Raw genomic sequence first — 17,321 nt, forward strand, 5'->3', positions numbered from 1 at the left:
CGGCCCCCTTGCGTACGCACGCAAGGGGGCCGCTCGGCCGCAAGGGGGTGGGTCGACGATCAGCCGATGCGGATCAGCTTCTTGTTGACGAACTCGTCGGCGGCGAGGTGGCCCAGCTCGCGTGCCGTGCCGCTGCGCTTGATGCCGCCGAACGGGAGCTCCGGGCTGTCGGCGAGCACGAGGTTCACGTAGACCATGCCCGCCTCGATCCTGTCGGCCACCCGCTCCGCCTGCGCCTCGTCCGTCGTGAAGACGTAGGAGCCGAGGCCGAACGTGGTGTCGTTGGCCAGCGCGACCGCCGCGTCCTCGTCCGCGACGCGGTACACGACCGCCGCGGGACCGAACAGCTCCTCGCGGTAGACGTCCATCTCCGGGGTCACGTCGGCGAGCACCGTCGGTGCGAAGAACGCCCCGTCGCGCGTACCGCCCGTGAGCAGCGTCGCACCCTGGGCGACCGCCGTGTCGATCTGCTTCTGCAGGTTCTCCGCGGCCGCCTCCGACGAGACCGGGCCGAGGACCGTGTCGTCGAGCGTGGGGTCGGTCGCCTCGACGGCCGCCATCGCCGACGTGAACTTCTCCACGAACGCGTCGTAGAGGTCGTCGACGATGATGAAGCGCTTGGCGCCGTTGCAGGCCTGACCGTTGTTGTCGAGCCGCGCGTCGACACCCGCCTGCACGGTGGCGTCGAGGTCGTCGGTGGAGAGCACGATGAACGGGTCGGACCCGCCCAGCTCCAGCGCGACCTTCTTGAGGTTGCGCCCCGCGACCTCGGCGACCGCGGCGCCGGCGCGCTCGGAGCCGGTCAGCGACACCCCCTGCACCCGCCGGTCCGCGATCATGGCCGCGATCTGGTCGTTCGTCGCGAGCACGTTCTGGTACGCGCCTTTCGGGAAGCCGGCGTCGTGGTAGATCGCCTCGATCGCGCTCGACGACTCCGGGCACTGCGGCGCGGGCTTCAGCAGGATCGTGTTGCCGACGATCAGGTTCGGCGCCGCGAAGCGCACGATCTGGTAGGCCGGGAAGTTCCACGGCATGATGCCCACGAGCGGTCCCAGCGAGGAGCGGCGGATGATCGCCGACCCCTCCCCGAGGATCTTGATGGGCTGGTCGGCCATGATGTCCTCGGCCTGGTCCGCGTAGTACTCGGCGATGTCGGCGGCGAAGTCGACCTCGCCGAGTGCGGCCTCCCGGGGCTTGCCCATCTCGCGCACGAAGATGTCGGCCAGCTCCTCGCGGCGTTCGCGGTGCAGCTCGGCCGCACGGCGCAGAAGCGCTGCACGGTCGGCGACCGTGGTGGAGCGCGACCACTCGCGGTGGGCCTCGTCCGCGGCGGCGACGGCCTCCTCGATCTGCGCGTCGGTGAACGTGTCGTACGACGCCAGGGTCTCGCCGGTGGCGGGGTTGACGACGGCGTAGTCGGTCATGTCTCTCCTCCTCTTGCCGTGCCGGTCAGGAGACCGGGATCAGCGTGTACTTGGTGGACAGGTATTCGTGGATGCCCTCGAAGCCGCCCTCGCGGCCGACGCCGGACTGCTTGACGCCGCCGAAGGGAGCCGCCGCATTCGAGACGACACCCACGTTGAGACCCATCATGCCCGTCTCCAGCGCGTCGATCATCCGCTGACCGCGCTGCAGGTTCTCGGTGAACACGTAGGAGACCAGGCCGTACTCGGTGTCGTTGGCGAGACGCACGGCCTCGTCCTCCGTCTCGAAGGTCGCGATCGCGAGCACCGGGCCGAAGATCTCCTCGCGGAGGATCGCGGAACCGGGGACGACGTCGGTGAGGACCGTGGGCTCGTAGAACGTGCCGGTGCCCTCGAGCGCCTTGCCGCCCGCGAGCAGGGTCGCGCCGCGCTCGACGGCGTCGTCGACGAGCTCGCCGGCCTTGGCCACGGCGTCCTCGTCGATGAGCGGGCCGATCGCCACGCCGTCCTCCGTGCCGCGACCGATCTTCATGCCGTTGACGCGCTCGGTGACGCGCTTGGCGAACTCGCCCGCGACATCCTTGTGCACGATGAAGCGGTTCGCCGCCGTGCAGGCCTGACCGATGTTGCGGAACTTCGCGGCCAGCGCACCCTCCACGGCCTTGTCCAGGTCCGCGTCGTCGAACACGACGAACGGGGCGTTGCCGCCGAGCTCCATCGACACCCGGAGCACGCCCTCGGCGGCCTGCGCGATGAGCTTGCGGCCGACCTCGGTCGATCCGGTGAAGGAGAGCTTGCGCAGACGCGGGTCGGCGATGATCGGCGCCGACAGGGCGCTCGACTTCGAGGTCTGCACGACGTTGACGACACCCTTGGGCAGACCGGCCTCTTCGAGCAGCGTCGTGAAGAAGATGGTCGTGAGCGGCGTGAGTGCCGGGGGCTTGATCACCACGGTGCAGCCGGCGGCGAGGGCCGGGGCGATCTTGCGCGTGGCCATCGCGAACGGGAAGTTCCACGGCGTGACGAAGAACGACGGACCGACGGGGCGCTGCGACACGATCATGTGACCGGTGCCCTCGGGGTTCAGGCCGTAGCGGCCGCTGATGCGCACGGCCTCCTCGCTGAACCAGCGGAGGAACTCGCCGCCGTAGGCGACCTCGCCGCGGGCCTCGGCCAGGGGTTTGCCCATCTCGAGCGTCATCAGCAGCGCGAGGTCCTCCTTGCGCTCCTGCACGAGGTCGAACGCCCGGCGGAGGATCTCCCCGCGCACGCGCGGCGCGGTCGCGGCCCACTCGTCCTGTGCGGCGACGGCGGCGTCGAGCGCCCGGATGCCGTCCGCGGGGGTGGCGTCAGCGATCGTGCGGATCACCTGGTTGGTCGAGGGGTCCTTGACGTCGAAGGTCGCGCCGGTCTCCCCCTCGATCCACTCCCCGCCGATGAAGAGGCCGGTGGGGATGCTGTCGAGCAGCGCCTGCTCGTTCTGAGTGCTCATGGATTCTCTCTCTTTCAGACGGACGTGGGACGACGACGGCGGCTGGGCGGAGCGTCCGTACCCAGCGTCTCACCGCGGAAGAAGGCGGGGCGGCGGATGGCGTTCCAGATCATCACGGCGATCCCGACGACGATGATGAGGATGCCGAGGATGAAGACGATCCCGATGCCGCCGATCTCCGACCCGGAGCCGTAGGCCGGGTCCATGGAGTCGATCAGCGTGGTGAAGAACAGGATCGCCAGGATGATGCCGCCCACCAGCGGGAACAGGAAGGTGAAGAAGACGTTCCGCGCCGAGTCGAACCACTGCTTGCGGAAATACCAGACGCAGGCGAACGCGGTGATCCCGTAGTAGAAGCAGATCATCATGCCGAGCGTGAGGATCGTGTCCCACAGCGTGTCCTCGCTGACCACGCGCATCACGGCGTAGAACGCGGAGGCCACGATGGCCGACACGATGGTGGCGTAGCCCGGGGTGAAGAACCGGGGGCTCACCTTCGCGAACGACTTCGGCAGCGCGCCGTAGTGACCCATCGCGAGCAGGGTGCGCGCCGGACCGACGAACGTCGACTGCAGCGACGACGCCGAGCTCGTGAGCACCGCGAGGGAGACGAGGAACGCGAGCGGCCCGAGGATCGGCCCGGAGAGGTGGAAGAACACGTTCTCCTGGATGTCGCCGTTGCCGAGGCCGAGCTCCCCCGTACCGACGCCCGCGAACATGATCATCGCGACGGCGAGGAGCAGGTAGAGCGAGACGATCGTGAGCACCGTGACGGTGGCCGCGCGACCCGGGGTCTTCTCCGGGTCCTTCGTCTCCTCGTTCATGGTGAGGGTGACGTCCCAGCCCCAGAATATGAAGATCGACAGCGACAGACCGGCGGCGACCGCGCTGAACGACGAGATCGCGAACGGGTTGAACCAGTTGAGGTCGAACGGCTGGTAGTCGAAGCCGTTGCCGCCCACGGCCTGCACGATCGCGGCGACCGCGAAGAACACGAGCACGAGGATCTGGAATCCGACCAGCCAGTACTGCAGCTTCTGCGTGGTCTGCATGTCCCGGTACGACACCCACGTCGCGCCCAGCATGAAGAGCAGGCACACGCCGATGTTGATCCAGGTGACGCCGGCGAGATCGGCGATCTCGGCGTTGCCCGTGATCTGCGACAGCAGCAGGAACAGGAAGTCGACCGCGACCCCGGCGAGGTTGGACAGCACGAGGATCGTGGCGACCACGAGGCCCCAGCCGGCCATCCAGCCCACCCACGGCCCGAACGCCCTGGCGGCCCAGGTGAAGGAGGTGCCGGAGTCGGGCATGCGGTTGTTGAGCTCGCGATAGCCGAAGGCCACGAGGAGCATCGGGATGAAGCCGACGAGGATGATCGCCGGGATCTGCGCGCCCACCTCGGACGCGGTGGGGCCGACGGCGGCCGTGAACGTGTAGGCGGGGGCGATGCACGAGATGCCGATCACGACGGCGCCGATCAGGCCGACGGTGCCGGCGCTCAGGCCCTTCGTCGAGATTCCGGTCGTGACGCCGGATGCGGGCTCCGTCGCCCGGTTGGTGCTGCTCATCAGCGGTCTCCTGCTTCGATGCGGGTGCGCGGGACGACGATCATGGGGACGGGCAGCTCGTGCAGCATCTTCGCCGCCGTGGAGCCCAGGAAGAGACGGCGTGGCTGCGCCAGACGGCTGGAGCCGACGAGCACGACCTCCCCGGGGAGCCAGGAGAGTCCGGCGACGGCGTCCTCCACCGTCTCGCCCGGCGCCTCCTCGACGACGGCGCCGAGGCCGTCCGGCAGGCGCCCGGCCGCCACGGCCAGCACCTGGTGCGCGTGCTCGCTGCCGGCGAGGCGGATCGCGCCGGTGTCGAGTCCCGGCGGCACGTCGAACGGCACGAGCGACACCAGCCGGAGGCTCACCTCGGCCGCGCCGGCGAGGGCGACGGCCTGGTCGAGCACGCCCTCCGCGCCGGGACGCGTGCCGACGGCGACCGTGACGCGCGGAAGCACGTGGTCGTCCTGCTGGGCGAGCCCGGAGGGTGCGAGGGCCACCGGGATCGGCGAGGAGTGCAGCAGCTCCGATGCGACGCTGCCCAGGCGATGCCGGCCGAAGAGGCCGCCGCCGGCCGTGCCGATCACGATGACGCTGGCGTCGAACTCCTCACCGGCGGCGATGAGGCCCTCGGCGAACGACTCGGAGAAGCGCACATGGCCGCTGCGCACCAGCTCCTGCGGGAGACGCACGACCGCGTCCTGCAGCCAGCTCCGCGCCTGCTTCCGGATGACGTCCTCGTAGGCGCGCTCCGGTGGCACGGCGGCGCTCCGGGTGCCCTCGGTCGGCAGCACGATCACGAGGTGGAGGGTCGCACCGATGCTGCGCGCCAGACGTGCGCCCAGCGCCGCCGCGTCCGCCCCCGCATCCGTCGCCGTGTAGCCGACGACGACCGAGCCGGTCATCAGCCGATGCTCTCGGGAGCGCCGGCCTCGCGGCGGGCGTCGACGATGTTCGCCGCGACGAAGTGGCCCATGCGGATCGCCCCGTCGACGTGCTGGTAACCCGCTCCTGCCATGTCGCTGCAGGCGAAGTGGATCGGTCCGACGGGCGTGCGCAGGTCGGCGCCGTAGCGGTGCAGGCCGCCCAGGTCGAAGCTCGCGGCGTAGGCGCCACGCGTCCACTCCTCGCTGCCCCAGTCGCTCTCGTAGTACACGACCGGGTTCTTCGCCTCGGGACCGTAGTAGTGCGACAGCGACTCGAGGATGCGCTCCTTGCGCTCCTCGGCGGACAGCTCGAACACGCCGTCGGCGTTCGCATCGGACACGAAGCCGACCAGAGTGCCGCGCTCGTCGCCGTGGTTGCTGTTGTCGTAGGCCTCGTGCGAGAGCTCGTACGGGCTGAACGCCGTGCCGCTCAGGCCCTGCTCGCGCCAGAACGGGCGGTCGTAGACGGCGTGCACCTTGATGACGAAGCCCATCGAGAGGTGCTGGTGCAGCTGGTGCTGGCGACGCGGCAGCGGCGGGACGAAGGAGATGCGGTTGTAGAGGATGGGGGCGTGCGCGAGGATCGCGTACCGCGCCCGCACCGTGAGGTCGTCGGTGGTCGCCACGACCCCGTCATCCGACCACTCCAGGCTGCGGACGGGCTGGTTCAGCAGCACGTCCTCGCCCAGGCGCTCGGCGAGGCGCAGCGGCACCTGCTGGAGCCCTCCCACGACGCGCTTGTCGAGGATGAAGTCGGCGTCGACGAGGTTCGAGTACGAGCCGGCCGAGGCCGCCATGAGCAGCGACTGCAGCAGCGAGAAGGCGTGGGTCGGCTTGGTCAGCATCGCCGAGCCGGTGGCGAAGGCGAGGTTACGCACGGCTTCGTCGTCGTCGGTCTGCGAGCGCAGCCAGGCGTCCCAGGAGATCGAGTCCCACTCGGCCGCGTTCGGGTGCTCCCACGGCTTGTCCGGGTCGATCTCGGCGACGAGGGCGTCGAGGATGCCGGTGATGCGCGCGATCACGGCCTCGGTCTCCGCCGACACCGGGAACATCTCGCCCGTGAAGCGGTGGGCCTGTCCGTCCGGGCCGACGTAGACGCTGTCGCCCTCGCGGTACCGGCTGTAGGTCTCGAGCCCCAGCTCCTCGATCGTGTCCTTGAGCGCGTCCTGGTCGGGCGAGACCCACTGGCCGCCGATCTCCAGCATGGCGCCGTCGATCACGTCGGTCCACAGGCGGCCACCCACGCGGTCGCGGGCCTCCAGCACGGCGACCGACAGCCCGGCCTTCCGCAGGTCGTTGGCCGCCGTGAGCCCTGCGGCTCCGGCGCCCACGATCAGCACGTCGCGGGTGATCTCAGCCATCTGCAACTCCTTCGTCGTCGGGGGATGCGGGGGATGAAGTACCGGTCGCGTCCCGAAATCCCCCGATCCGGGGACGCGACCGGACAGGGTGTCAGGCGCCGGCCAGCGCCTCGGCCACGACGTCGAGGCCCTCGTTCAGCAGCTCGTCGCCGATGGACAGCGGCGGGAGGAAGCGGATGACGTTGCCGTACGTGCCGCAGGTGAGGACGATGACGCCCTGGGCGATGCACGCCTTGGCCACAGCAGCCGTGAGCGCGGCGTCCGGAGCGTTGGTCTCCGGGTCGACGAACTCGGCGGCGACCATCGCACCGTGACCGCGGACGTCGCCGATGCGGGCGTCCTCGGCCTGGAGGGCTGTGAGGCGGCCGAGGAGGATCTCGCCGATCTCGCGGGCACGCTCGATGACGCCGTCGTTCTCGAACACGTCGATGGCCGCGAGCGCCGCGGCGCACGCGATGGGGTTGCCGCCGTAGGTGCCGCCGAGGCCACCGGAGTGCGACGCATCCATGATCTCGGCGCGGCCGGTCACGGCGGCGAGCGGCAGCCCGCCCGCGATGCCCTTGGCGGTGGTGATGAGGTCGGGCTCGATGCCGAAGATCTCGCTGGCGAACATGTGTCCGGTGCGGGCGAACCCGGTCTGCACCTCGTCGGCGATGAAGACGACGCCGTTCGCGCGGCACCAGTCGACGATCGCGGGGAGGAAGCCGTCGGCGGGGACGATGAAGCCCCCCTCACCCTGGATCGGCTCGATGATGACGGCGGCGAGGTTGTCGGCGCCGATCTGCTTCTCGAGCTGGAGGATCACGCGGGCCGCGGCCTCGCCGCCCTCGAGCCCGTCGCGGAACGGGTACGACATCGGCGCGCGGTACACCTCGGGGGCGAACGGTCCGAAGCCGCTCTTGTACGGCATCGACTTCGCGGTCAGCGCCATGGTGAGGTTCGTGCGGCCGTGGTAGCCGTGGTCGAACGCGACGACGGCCTGACGACCGGTGTGCTTGCGGGCGATCTTGATCGCGTTCTCGACAGCCTCGGCGCCGGAGTTGAACAGGGCGCTCTTCTTGGCGAAGTCGCCGGGGGTGACGCGGTTGAGCGCCTCGGCGACGCCGACGTACGACTCGTACGGCGAGATCATGAAGCAGGTGTGCGTGAACTGCGCCGCCTGCGCGGCCACGGCGGCGGCCACCTTCGGGTGCGAATTGCCGACCGTGGTCACGGCGATGCCGGAGCCGAGGTCGATGAGCGAGTTGCCGTCGGCGTCGACGACCACTCCTCCCCCGGCCGCGACGGCGGCGACCGGCACCGTGTGACCGACACCGGCGGCGACCGCGTCCGCCTTGCGGGCGAGGACCTCGGCCGACCGCGGGCCGGGGAGTTCCGTGACGAGGCGACGCTCCTGCGGGAGGTCGGGGCCGCCGAGGGGGACTGCGGGTGCTGCGGTGTCGAGGAGAGCCATGTCGCGAGCGTACGGCGGCAGCGGAGACGCCCGCATTCGCCGGGTCGTACAATCGGAGAATTGATTTCGCCGTCTCGTACAACCGGAGATCGTATGGCCCCCGCCGATCCCTCCACGCTGTCCGCCCTGCTGCGCCGCCGGGATCTCGACCTGCGCCTCGTCTCCACCGCAGCGGATCTGCCGGACGGCGCGCTCGACCGGCCACTGCGCTGGGTGCACAGCTCCGACCTCGCGGACCCGACGCCCTTCCTCGCGGAAGACCTCGTCCTCCTCACCACCGGCACGCAGTTCGACGACGCGGAGGCCATCGCCCCCTACGTCGTCCGCCTCGCCGAGCGCGGCGTGCTGGGGCTCGGATTCGGGACCGACGTGCATCGCTCGGGAACACCGGAAGAGTTGATCGCGGCGTGCGCCGACCAGGGCATCCCCCTGTTCGAGGTGCCGTACCGCACGCCGTTCATCGCCGTGGCCCGCGCGCACTCCGAGGCGATCGCGGCGCAGGCCTACGCCCGGCGCACCTGGGCGCTGGACACCCAGCGCGCCCTCGCCCTCGCCGCCCTCCGGCCGCGCGGGCTCGAGGCGATCATCACCGAACTCGGCCGTCGACTCGGCGCCTGGGCGGGCATGTTCGACGCGGCGGGCGACCTGATCGTCGCCCACCCCCGCGACGCCCTCTCGGCGACTGTCCGGGAAGGGCTCGGGACGCGGGTCCAGGAGATCCTCGACCGCGGACTCGAGGCGGGGCAGTCCCTCACCCTCGATGCGCACACCTTCATGCTCTTCACGGTGGGGCGGGGCGGGCACCTGCGCGGCGTCCTCGCCGTGGCGGCGGACGCCCTCGACCAGGAGGCCAGGGCCGTCGTCACCTCGGTCATCGCGATGGCGGGACTGGCGCGTGAGCAGAGCGAGCAGCTCGCCCGCGGCCGCCGCCGGCTGCACACGCAGCTGCTGCGCTCGCTCCTGGGCGACGACCCCGGCCTCGCGCGCCGTGTCCTCGGCAGCCTTCCGCCCGCCCCCGTGGTGGTGGCGGTGACCGGGGATGCCCCGGCCGAGCCTCTCCTCGACTGGTGGGAGCGCCGACGGGTCGAGCACGGGACGCCCGTCTTCCTCGCGGACTCCGAGGACGGCGTGGTCATCTGCGTGTCAGCGGCCGACGAGGCTCTTCTCGACGACGCGGCCTCGCGCTTCAGCGCCCGCGTCGGCGTCTCGGCCCCGGAGGGGTACGACGCCTTCTCCCGCGCGCACGCCCAGGCGCTCATCGCTCTCCGACAGCCGGGCACGAGCGGCGCCGTCCGGTACGCCGACACGGTCGGATCCAGCCTGCTCACGGCGCTGGCGACGGATGAGGCCCGGCTCGTCGCGGAGTCGCGGCTCGCTCCGCTCCGGGAACACGACGCCGCCCACGGCACCGCGCTCGAACACGCGCTGCGGACCTGGCTCGACCACGACACGCGGGCCGAGCAGGCCGCGGCCGCCCTCGGCATCCACCGGCACACCCTCCGCTCCCGGGTCTCCCATGCCGGCGCCCTCCTCGGGGTCGACCTCACGACCTTCCCCGCCCGGGCCGAGGTGTGGGCCCTCCTGCAGACCGCCCGCGACTGACCCGGCCCCTTCCGTCCCCGCCTCCCCCCTTCCCCCGCGACACCTGCACGACTGCGCGACACCTGCACGACGGATCGGCCCGCCAGGTCATGCCCGCGGACCGAGGTCGTGCAGCCGGAACCGCGGGCCCTCAGCCGTCGAGGTTGTCGGAGACCACTTCGAGAGCGTGTGCCCGAGCCTGGACGGCGGCGTCGCCGCGCGCGGAGGTGACCGCGGCCGCGAAGACCTCGGCGAACACGAGGAAGGCGACGCGGGAGGCGTGCTGCAGCTCTTCGCGGAAGCTCACCCCGGCCGGGGTGATGACGAGCGACAGGGAGGCCGCGTCGGTCAGCGCGGAGGACGCGAACGAGGTGAGTGCGATCACCGTCGCACCGCCGCGGGCGGCGGCGGTCGCGACACGCAGGCTCGCCTCATTGGCTCCGGACCCGCTGACGATGACGCACACGTCCTGCTCCGTGAGATGCCGGGCCGCGATCTGCTGGGCGATGGCGTCGGCGATGAACTCCGCCGGTCGCCCTGCCGCCGTGAGCCGCATCGCCAGATCGCTCGCGATCGGCGACGAGAGACCGTTCGCCAGGACCAGCACACGTCGCGCGGAAGAGGTCGCGGCGACTGCCGCGTCGACGGTCGCCGGGTCCAGGAGACTCGCCAGCACGGGGAGGGACGCCGCGACACGGTCGATCTCACCGCGCATCCGCCCCAGCACACCCGGCCCGTGATCGACCGCAGCGTCACCGCTCCCCCCGCCGAGCTCGGCGGCCAGCGCGACCCGGAGCTGCGGGTAGCCGCGGTAGCCGAAGCCCTGGCACGCACGGACGACGGTGGCGCGGCCGACACCCGCCCGGTCGGCGAGCTCCTGCGCTGTCCACTCCACGACGGCGTCGGCGGAGTCCAGGATGAGCTCGGCCACCCGCCGCTCCGCGGGCTGCAAGGTGTTGCGGACCGCGGCGATGCGCACGGTCGGCGGAGCGCTAGGGGCGAACACGGGCTCGGGCTCCCTCCATGATCCGGCGGCGGATCGCGCCGGATACCGCGTCGATCAGCATCGTCACCGTGACAACCACGATGAGCAGGACACCCACCGTCGACCACTCACGGTACTGGGTGTAGGAGGTGAGCATGTCACCGATGCCGCCGACGCCGATGAGGCCGAGGACGGCCGACGAGCGCACGTTGATCTCGAAGCGGTAGAGCCAGAACGACCAGAACGCCGGTTCCGCCTGTGGCCACACTCCCCATCGCAGCACCTGGAGAGTGCTGCCGCCGGCCGCGTGTGCCGCCTCGATGGGGCCACGGGGCACGGCTTCGACGGCCTCATAGCCCCATTTGCCGAGGGTGCCGATGCCGTTGAGTGCGAGCGCCAAGGCTCCCGTGAAGGGTGTGAGCCCTGTCACCGAGAGGATCACGATCGCGATGATGATCTCCGGGACCGCGCGGATGAGCGAGAACAGCCCGCGAAGCAGATTGCGCAGCCAGACCGGTCCGAAGCCGCGAGCGGCCAGCAGGCTCAGGGGTGTCGCGAGGAGGATGCCGAGCACCGTGCCGACCCAGGCCATCTCGATGCTCCGCCAGGTCTGCCCCAGGGCCTCGGGGAGCTTCTCCCAGTTCGGGTCGCCGAACATGAGCACGGTGTAGCGGACGATCTCCGCCGGGAGATCGGCGAGGCGCGCCCAGGAGATGTCGATCGACCAGAAGGCCAGCACGATCACGGCGGTCACGAGGCCCCATCCGACGAGGAGCCAGGGGCGCCGAGGCCGGGCGGGGACGGCGGTGAGGGGCGCGGTCATACGAGCCTCCGCCGAACGGCGTCGGAGACCACGTCGATCACGATCACCACGATGAGGATCTCGAGGATGATGAGCGAGAGCTGGTCGTAGCGGTAGAACGTGCGGACGGCGTCGATGAGCAGCCCCATCCCGCCCGCGCCGACGAGTCCGAGCACGGTCGATGCGCGCACGTTGAGCTCGAAGACGTAGAGGGTCTGGTTCGCGAAGGCGGGCCAGGCGTCCGGAAGGGCGAGCGTCCGGTTGATCTGCATCTGCGTCGCGCCCACGGCCCGGCCGGCCTCGAGGGGCCCGCGGTCGTTCGTGTCGATGGCCTCGGACACGAGCTTGACGATGATGCCGATGTTGAACAGGACCAGCGCCAGGATCCCGGGAAGGGCGCCGACGCCCACCATCGCCACGAGGATGGCGGCGTACAGCAGGTCGGGAACACTGCGCACGACGTTGAGGACCCCGCGCACGACCAGTCTCGCGCCCGTGTTCGGGTTCGTCGCCCGCGCCGCCCAGAAGCTCAGGGGCAAGGACACGGCGGCGCCCAGGGCGGTGGCGATGACCGCCATCTGCAAGGTCTCGATCAGCGGCGGGACCGTGCGCGGGAAGAACGACCAGTCGGGCACCAGCAGCTTCAGCACCTTGTCGGCGCCGTTCTGCCAGTTGCGCGCGATCGCGTCGAGGTCGACTCCGATGCCGACACCGGGCAGACACATCACGACCGTCACGGCGACCACACCCGCCAGGACAGCGGCTCCCTTCCAGGCACCGGGTGGGCGCCCGGGCACGTCGAGCGGTGCCACCGCGGTGTCCTGGTCGACGACGGGGGTCACGCGTCCAGCCGATCGTCCGAGGTGAGCGACCGGCCGTAGATGCCCTCGAAGTCCGCGTCCGAGGCACCGGCGGCGGGGCCGTCGTAGACGATCTCGCCCGCGCGCATGCCGATCATCCGGGCGCCGTATTCACGGGCGAGGTCGAGCAGGTGGAGGTTGACGAGCACCGTGATGCCGAGATCGCGGTTGATGCGCCGCAGGTCGTTCATCACGCCGTGCGCCGTGGGCGGGTCGAGGCTCGCCACCGGCTCGTCCGCCAGGACGACGCGAGGCTCCTGCGCCAGAGCGCGGGCGATCGCGACGCGCTGCTGCTGGCCGCCGGAGAGATCGGAGGCCCGCGCGTGCAGCTTGGGCAGGATCCCGACCCGGTCGAGCGCGTGGTACGCGCGCTGCCGGTCAACCTCAGGATAGGCACCGAGGAGTGTGCGCCACAGCGGCGTGTGGGCGAGACGCCCGACGAGCACGTTGTGCAGCACGCTGGCGCGACCGGCGAGGTTGAAGCCCTGGAAGACCATGCCGATGTCCCCCCGGAGCCGGCGCAGCGTGCGCGGGGAGGCGCCGCTGACGCGATGCCCGCCGACGTCGAGGGTGCCGGACGTGACCGGCACCAGGCCGTTGATCGTGCGGATGAGAGTCGACTTCCCCGAGCCGGAGAGCCCGACGACGGCGACCATCTCGCCCGCGGCGATCTCCAGTGAGACGCGGTTCAACCCGATCGTGCCGTTCGGATAGCGCACCGTCACATCGTCGAGACGGATGTTCCACGGCGTGGACGCCGCGGCCGGAGCCGCGGCGTCCACCGGGTGATGCGGAGCGGACAATTTACTGCAGCCCCAGGGCCTCGGCGGCCCGGGCGACGACGTCGAGCGACGCGGGGTCGGCCGGTGCGAGCTTGGTGATCGAGTAGATGCTCTCCAGGATCGTCGAGCCCTCCTCCGTGTTCGAGAACTCCTCGAGCGCGGTCGTGATGCGCTCCTGCAGCTCCGGGGACAGGTCGGCAGACAGAGCGACGCCGTCGTTCGGGATCTCCTCGGTCATGGCGAAGACGACGACCTTCTCCCCCACGTCCGGGGTGTCCTTCTGCACGATCGTGCGGGCGTCCCAGAAGCTGAAGCCCACCTCCGCGTCGCCGTTGTAGACGGCCAGCACGGACGCGTCGTTCGCAGTCACCGGGATCTGCTCGATGTCCGCGTCCGTGTCCAGGCCCGCCTCCTGGAGCGCGAGGATCGGGTAGATGTAACCGGCGGGGGACCCCGGGCCGAGGACGGCGACCTTCGCGCCCTCCACCTTGTCGATGCTGTCGAGACCGGCGGGTCCGGTCATGGCGTCGGCGCCGTTGCAGAAGAGCATCCCGTCACGCGCGACCGGCTCGTCCTCGCAGTACTTGTCGGGGTTGTTCGTCATGAACTGCGCCGGGTAGGTGATGTTGCCGTTGCGCTCGGTCTGCAACACGACGGACGCGTCGTACATGTCGTTCGCCTGCCAGAGCTGCAGCGACGGCAGGAAGCCGATCTGCGCCTGCCCCGCGCCCATCGCCTCGACCGCGGCCTGGTAGTCCTTCGAGACGACACCGGTCACCTCGATCCCGAGCTCTTCCGTGAGGTAGTCGGTCAGCGGGGCGGCTGTCTCCACGAGGCCGTCCTGGTCCTGCGACGGGACGAGGGCGAGGACGAGGGAGTCCGGATCCTCGGCGGGGGCGGCGGACGGGTCGGCCCCGGCAGTGGTGCCGGAGCACCCGGCGAGCGCGACGGTCAGCAGGGCACCGGCGGCGGCGAGACCGAGAACCGGGCGGCGGAAGGGGGAGGTACGCATGATCATCCTTCGGTGGTGAGGGTGTGTGAAGTGGACGGAACGGAGGAGTCGGTGGCCCGCAGCCAAGCCTCGAGCTGCGGTGCGAGAGTGGCGAAGTCGGCCGCGCGGAAGGTCGGGGTCGCTGCCGGGTCGGCGAAGCCCCCGATCAGCGCGGTGGCGTGACCGCGGGCGTGTGCGGGAGCGAGATCGTTTCGCCACATGTCGCCGATGCTCAGGATGCGGGCATCGGGCGGCAGCGCATCGAGGACCTTCTCCATCCCGGCGGGCTTGCGGGCATCGGTCACGATGCGGTCGAACAGTCCCGCGAGCCCGAGGTGCTCCAGAGCCTCCGGAAGACGCAGGGCGGGGGCGTTGGTCACCAGCACGCGCTCCGCTACGGGGCCGGCGGTCCGAAGGAACTCGACCAGGCCGCTCGGGACCGTGACCGGAGCCGCAGCCGTGGCGAGCTGGGCGCGGCTCGCCAGGTAGGCCGCGCTGAGCACGGCACCGTCGGCGCCGAAGCTGTCCGCCGCGCGGCGGACGACGTCGTACCCGTCGACGGCGTCGGGGCCCGCGACGGCGAGCGCGACGCGGACGTCGTCGACGAACCGCTCCGACGCGCCCAGCGCGGTGGCCACATGTCGGGCGTAGGCGAGGACAGGGCCGTCGCCGAGCGCGATCGTGCCGTCGAAGTCGAAGAGGAGGATGGTGGTCACGGGGTTCCTTCCGTGCGGACGCTCCGTCCAGCATGGGCAAACGACATGGACGGAACGCCCACAGCGCATGAACGCCGCGTGAACACTCCGTCCACGTCGTTCCCGTATGGTGAACGCCGTGTCCGAACTCGCTGCCCTCATGCACGCCGCCGACCGCGCCGCGACCAGCACCCCGGTCGCCGCGCAGAGCGCGATCGACGCGTTGCCCTGGCTCGATGCCTCACTCCGGGCTGATCGCGATGCGAGGCGCTTCGCCGCGTGGGGCCGGTCGACCGCCGTCGACGAGAACACCGGCACGGGCGTCATCGCGCCCGCCCTGTTCGACGAACTCCACCGGCGCGCGGGCCTGCCGGCGACCTGGCCGGTCGGTAACGCCGGGCTCCTGCACTGCTACGGCTACCTGCTCTCGCGGGAGCCCACCCCCTACGGCCTCAAGAGCGACCGCTGGCTGACCCCGGCGCTGCCTGTCGCCTGCGGACTCCCCGAGGACGCCTTCCTCCCCTGGCTCCCCGGTCCGACGCTCCTGGCCCGAGCGACCGCCGCGGCCGCCGCCCTGTCCGCAGGCCTGCACGGATCCACGGTCGCCGTCGCCGGCCGCGAGAGTCGGGTCTCTCTGAGCGCGTCGGAGGGGCCGGCGGCCCTGGCCTACGCGGTCGCACCATCCCCGGGGCTCCCCCCGCTCCCGGTCACGCTCTTCCCCGTGACCGACGCGGCGGCGATCCTCACCGAGTTCCCCGCGCTGCCGCGACTCCGCTGGAACGCGGCGTAGTCAGCGCCTCGCGAACGTGCGCCGCTCCGCGGCGAGAAGCCGCCGCGAGGCCGCGACATCCGCGGCGGTCCGGGCGACGAGCTCCGCGACCCCATCGAAACGGAGCGTCGGCCGGAGCAGCGCGACGAGCTCGACCGACAGCAGCTGCCCGTAGAGGTCGCGATCGATGTCGTGGAGGTGCACCTCGAGACGCCGCGCCCGGTCGCCACAGAACGTCGGATTGACGCCGATGCTCGCCGTCGCCTCCCACCGCCGGTCGTCGCCGGGCAAAAGCGCCCACGCCGCATAGATCCCATCGTCGGGCAGCAGCCGCTCGGACAGGGCGAGATTCGCGGTCGGGAAGCCGAGCAGCCGACCGCGACCGTCGCCGGGGACGACCAGGCCGGAGAGCACCCGGGGCGCCGGTCCGCTCACACGTCTCCGGCGGGCGAGATGGCGCGGTAACGGCTCTGGTGGAACACGAGCGGCTCGACGCCGTCGAAGAGCGTCACATCCTGGATCTCGTAGAGCGCGATCTCGTGGTCGCCACCGTCGAACGTGCTGTGCAGCCGGCACGTGAGCCAGAGCGCGGCGTCGTCGATCAGCACGGCCCCACCCTCCGAGCGATGCCACGCGTGGCCGCCGAACCGGTCGCCTTCGCGCGCGGACAGGGAGCGGCTGAGCGGCTCATGGTGCGCCGCGAGGACACTCATCCCCAGTTCGGGGACGGCGCGCAGCACGGGCCACGTCTTCGAGGTGCGCGCGGCGCTGACGGCGACGAGGGCGGGCTCCAACGAGATCGAGGTGAAGGAGTTGACCGCCATACCGACGGCGCGGTCCTCGACGTGCGCGGCCAGCGCGACCACACCGGTCGGGTAGACGGAGAAGGCGCGACGGAGAGCGCGGTCCCGCGGCAGGGCGTCGGTCACGGCAGTGGTCATCACGAAGTCCTTTCGGTAGTCAACTTTGACTAGTTTGGATTATATGTATTTTTGACCATGCAAACAACAGGTTCCACCGCACCGAGCCGTTAGCATGAAGCGCATGTCGACCACCCGCCTCGTCGTCCTCGGTGCCGTCAAGCAGTTCCAACCGGTGCACGGCTACTTCCTGCGCCGCGAGCTCATGACCTGGCACGTCGACGAGTGGGCGCACATCCAGCCCGGTTCGATCTACAACGCCCTCCGCGCGCTCGAAGTCGACGGCTACGTGGCGGAGAGCGGCACCGAGACGGAGGGCAAGCGCCCCGCGCGCACCACCTACCGCATCACCCCGGCCGGCGAGGTGGAGCTGCAGCGCATGCTGCGCGAGAACCTCTGGAACGTCGCGGCCTTCGACACCCAGGCGATCATGACCGTGGCCTCGTTCATGTTCGTCCTCAGCCGGCAGGAGGTCATCGCCGGCCTCGAGCACCGGCTCATCAAGAGCGACGCGATCATCACGCAGAACGGCTTCGACGTGCAGGACACCCTGCGCTCGGAGACGACCCCGGAGTACGTGCGCGAGATCTTCGACCTCTCCACCGCCCGACTCACCGCCGAGAAGGAGTGGCTCCTGACGCTGCTGGAGCGGCTGCGTGCCGGAGCGTACACATTCGCCGGCGAGACGGCGGAGACCACCCCTACGCGCTGATACCGCCGCGCCCAGCGC

General features: G+C 70.9%; 17 protein-coding genes. 3 read left to right on the forward strand and 14 right to left on the reverse strand.

Annotation, left to right across the window (positions count from 1 at the left end; translation table 11 throughout):
- Positions 1-59: 59 nt before the first annotated feature.
- The 6 genes from MICNX66_RS12875 to gabT all read right to left on the reverse strand — a co-directional run bounded on the left by MICNX66_RS12875 (position 60) and on the right by gabT (position 8,206).
- Positions 60-1,424: an NAD-dependent succinate-semialdehyde dehydrogenase gene (locus tag MICNX66_RS12875; RefSeq protein WP_187662197.1), complete on the reverse strand. Its 1,365-nt coding sequence runs from the start codon at positions 1,422-1,424 to the stop codon at positions 60-62.
- Between the two features lie 25 nt (positions 1,425-1,449).
- Positions 1,450-2,916 carry an NAD-dependent succinate-semialdehyde dehydrogenase gene (locus MICNX66_RS12880; RefSeq protein WP_187662198.1) on the reverse strand — a complete coding sequence of 489 codons (1,467 nt, stop codon included), beginning with the start codon at positions 2,914-2,916 and terminating at the stop codon, positions 1,450-1,452.
- A gap of 14 nt (positions 2,917-2,930) precedes the next feature.
- Positions 2,931-4,487 (reverse strand): APC family permease, encoded by a 1,557-nt coding sequence (locus tag MICNX66_RS12885; protein ID WP_187662199.1) that lies wholly within the window; start codon positions 4,485-4,487, stop codon positions 2,931-2,933.
- Positions 4,487-5,371 (reverse strand): universal stress protein, encoded by an 885-nt coding sequence (locus MICNX66_RS12890; RefSeq protein ID WP_187662200.1) that lies wholly within the window; start codon positions 5,369-5,371, stop codon positions 4,487-4,489. The genes MICNX66_RS12885 and MICNX66_RS12890 overlap by 1 nt, the downstream gene beginning before the upstream one ends.
- Positions 5,371-6,753: a flavin monoamine oxidase family protein gene (locus MICNX66_RS12895; RefSeq protein WP_101848465.1), complete on the reverse strand. Its 1,383-nt coding sequence runs from the start codon at positions 6,751-6,753 to the stop codon at positions 5,371-5,373. The genes MICNX66_RS12890 and MICNX66_RS12895 overlap by 1 nt, the downstream gene beginning before the upstream one ends.
- Before the next feature lie 91 nt (positions 6,754-6,844).
- Positions 6,845-8,206 carry a 4-aminobutyrate--2-oxoglutarate transaminase gene (gene gabT, locus MICNX66_RS12900; protein WP_187662201.1) on the reverse strand — a complete coding sequence of 454 codons (1,362 nt, stop codon included), beginning with the start codon at positions 8,204-8,206 and terminating at the stop codon, positions 6,845-6,847.
- Positions 8,207-8,299: 93 nt separating this feature from the next.
- On the opposite strand from gabT, the gene MICNX66_RS12905 reads away from it, so the two are divergent.
- Positions 8,300-9,808 carry a PucR family transcriptional regulator gene (locus MICNX66_RS12905; RefSeq protein ID WP_187662202.1) on the forward strand — a complete coding sequence of 503 codons (1,509 nt, stop codon included), beginning with the start codon at positions 8,300-8,302 and terminating at the stop codon, positions 9,806-9,808.
- A gap of 130 nt (positions 9,809-9,938) precedes the next feature.
- Here the strand turns inward: MICNX66_RS12905 and MICNX66_RS12910 are convergent, their stop codons facing one another.
- The 6 genes from MICNX66_RS12910 to MICNX66_RS12935 are packed head-to-tail and all read right to left on the reverse strand — an operon-like array spanning position 9,939 to position 14,923.
- On the reverse strand, positions 9,939-10,793 hold the full coding sequence (locus tag MICNX66_RS12910; protein ID WP_187662203.1) for a MurR/RpiR family transcriptional regulator: 855 nt from the start codon (positions 10,791-10,793) through the stop codon (positions 9,939-9,941).
- Complete coding sequence (gene phnE, locus MICNX66_RS12915) at positions 10,780-11,595, reverse strand: phosphonate ABC transporter, permease protein PhnE (protein ID WP_187662204.1); 816 nt, start codon at positions 11,593-11,595, stop codon at positions 10,780-10,782. Before phnE (MICNX66_RS12915) ends, MICNX66_RS12910 begins: the two co-directional genes overlap by 14 nt.
- On the reverse strand, positions 11,592-12,386 hold the full coding sequence (gene phnE, locus MICNX66_RS12920) for a phosphonate ABC transporter, permease protein PhnE (RefSeq protein ID WP_187664214.1): 795 nt from the start codon (positions 12,384-12,386) through the stop codon (positions 11,592-11,594). The genes phnE (MICNX66_RS12915) and phnE (MICNX66_RS12920) overlap by 4 nt, the downstream gene beginning before the upstream one ends.
- A 26-nt stretch (positions 12,387-12,412) precedes the next feature.
- On the reverse strand, positions 12,413-13,237 hold the full coding sequence (phnC, locus tag MICNX66_RS12925) for a phosphonate ABC transporter ATP-binding protein (RefSeq protein ID WP_232089084.1): 825 nt from the start codon (positions 13,235-13,237) through the stop codon (positions 12,413-12,415).
- 1 nt (position 13,238) lies between these two features.
- Positions 13,239-14,228 (reverse strand): phosphate/phosphite/phosphonate ABC transporter substrate-binding protein, encoded by a 990-nt coding sequence (gene phnD, locus MICNX66_RS12930; protein WP_232089085.1) that lies wholly within the window; start codon positions 14,226-14,228, stop codon positions 13,239-13,241.
- 2 nt (positions 14,229-14,230) lie between these two features.
- Entirely contained in the window at positions 14,231-14,923 is a 693-nt protein-coding gene (locus MICNX66_RS12935; RefSeq protein ID WP_187662206.1) for an HAD family hydrolase, read from the reverse strand.
- 118 nt (positions 14,924-15,041) lie between these two features.
- Here MICNX66_RS12935 and MICNX66_RS12940 point away from each other — a divergent pair, with 118 nt between their 5' ends.
- Positions 15,042-15,692 carry an amino acid deaminase gene (locus MICNX66_RS12940; protein ID WP_187662207.1) on the forward strand — a complete coding sequence of 217 codons (651 nt, stop codon included), beginning with the start codon at positions 15,042-15,044 and terminating at the stop codon, positions 15,690-15,692.
- Here MICNX66_RS12940 and MICNX66_RS12945 read toward each other — a convergent pair whose 3' ends face one another.
- The gene (locus tag MICNX66_RS12945) at positions 15,693-16,106 is read right to left on the reverse strand and encodes a riboflavin kinase (protein ID WP_187662208.1); all 414 of its coding nucleotides are present in this window, start codon (positions 16,104-16,106) and stop codon (positions 15,693-15,695) included. It lies immediately after the preceding gene.
- A complete protein-coding gene (locus MICNX66_RS12950) occupies positions 16,103-16,612 on the reverse strand; it encodes a flavin reductase family protein (RefSeq protein ID WP_187662209.1) in 510 nt (169 codons plus the stop codon). Before MICNX66_RS12950 ends, MICNX66_RS12945 begins: the two co-directional genes overlap by 4 nt.
- Before the next feature lie 103 nt (positions 16,613-16,715).
- Between MICNX66_RS12950 and MICNX66_RS12955 the strand changes: the two genes are divergently transcribed.
- The gene (locus MICNX66_RS12955; RefSeq protein ID WP_187662210.1) at positions 16,716-17,303 is read left to right on the forward strand and encodes a PadR family transcriptional regulator; all 588 of its coding nucleotides are present in this window, start codon (positions 16,716-16,718) and stop codon (positions 17,301-17,303) included.
- Positions 17,304-17,321: the final 18 nt, after the last annotated feature.

Origin of the sequence: Microbacterium sp. Nx66, from assembly GCF_904066215.1 — a bacterium.
In the GTDB taxonomy this organism is placed as follows: Bacteria; Actinomycetota; Actinomycetes; order Actinomycetales; family Microbacteriaceae; genus Microbacterium; species Microbacterium meiriae.